This is a genomic window from Aneurinibacillus danicus (genome assembly GCF_007991215.1).
Taxonomy (GTDB): domain Bacteria; phylum Bacillota; class Bacilli; order Aneurinibacillales; family Aneurinibacillaceae; genus Aneurinibacillus; species Aneurinibacillus danicus.
This window is the reverse complement of record NZ_BJXX01000271.1, coordinates 1-1,308: the sequence shown is the minus strand read 5'-3', so window position 1 is coordinate 1,308 and position 1,308 is coordinate 1. Positions and strand designations below refer to the sequence as shown.

Here is a 1,308-nt window from a genome sequence, read left to right as displayed (position 1 = left end):
TAAGTTAATTCAACAGCGCTTTAGTTTTTATGAGCATTTCTTGGCAACTGCTTATCTGGCCGAGATGAGTATACATGCCCCAAAAAATACAGCACAAGCTGTTATGCCTAACCGGATCGTAATCCTTTCTTCTTTTCTCAGAAAAATTTTGCTTAATATTACCGTTATGATCGGTTCCATTGCAGCCACAACACTCGTGTAAGAAACACGGGTATAAAGTAGAGAGAGAAAAAAGCAAAGTTGGGCGATGCCTGTGAATATCCCTGCTCCAATAAAATAGAGATTAAACGATTGAAAATTTCGTATCAGGGTTTCCTTTAGCTGTTTTTTGTATAGTGCCATCATCATGAATGAAAATAAAGCAAAGACAGAACCAATTAAGGAGCCTAATATCGGATCAGCATAATAGATAATTCCTTGTTTCCTGGCAGCTTGTCCAATTCCAAAAAATACAGCAGCGGTAATAGCCAGAAAAATACCGTGCTTTTTCTCCTTTTCATCAACCTGATCGGCTTGTCTGAAGTCATACCTGGCTTGCAGAAACAGAGCCAAAAAAATGATGATGATCCCAATTCCTGCTTCGAAGGAAATACGCTCCCCCATGAGAACGACAGCAATAAAAATCGTAAAGACTGGAGCTGAATTCTTAATACCTGCTGCCCGGGGTGAACCTATTCTTCGAATCCCTCCGAATAGAAGAACTCGTCCTAAAAATGCTGTTGAGAAACCGGCTATTAAATAGAAGAAAATACCTTTTCCGCTGAAGGGAGGTGTCTCTGACTCTTGAAATGCAGCCATTAACAGAAAAACGACCAGTATCGTAAGAACGCATGAAAATAAAGATAAAAAATCCCCGTTATCCTTCTTTGATTTTTTCATACCCAGTTGAATCAGAATATAATTCGATGAATAAGCAATTGCGCAAATAACAGCGAATAAAATCCCCAAATGACTCACCTCACTTCATTTAAGTATATTGTATACAATATACTATTTATAACATAGTTTGTAGCTTGATGGAATGATTAACATTTCCTTGCTCATTTTCGGACAGACAGCATCAAAAAAGGACTGCTTTCAGAGTAGCAGCCGGTCTAACGTTTACGTCGAATAATAAACCCGTTATCAACCTTATCGAATCCAACTTTTGGGTAATAATCCATCGCATTTGGTGCAGATAACAGGATAAGAGCCACTTCTTCGCCGATGATGTTTCTTATCCTCCCTATCAGTTCCTTACCGATTCCGCTTTTTTGATAATCCTTATCGACAGCCAAATCAGAGAGATAACAACAATAACTGAAATCT

Annotated in this window: 2 protein-coding genes; both read right to left on the bottom strand. The window is 38.5% G+C overall.

Going from position 1 to position 1,308, the window contains the following annotated elements; genetic code table 11:
- Positions 1 to 51: 51 nt before the first annotated feature.
- Entirely contained in the window at positions 52 to 948 is an 897-nt protein-coding gene (locus ADA01nite_RS21675; RefSeq protein ID WP_170230419.1) for a DMT family transporter, read from the bottom strand.
- 146 nt (positions 949 to 1,094) lie between these two features.
- The coding region (locus ADA01nite_RS21670; protein ID WP_146812496.1) for a GNAT family N-acetyltransferase at positions 1,095 to 1,308 on the bottom strand (214 nt) is incomplete at its 5' end.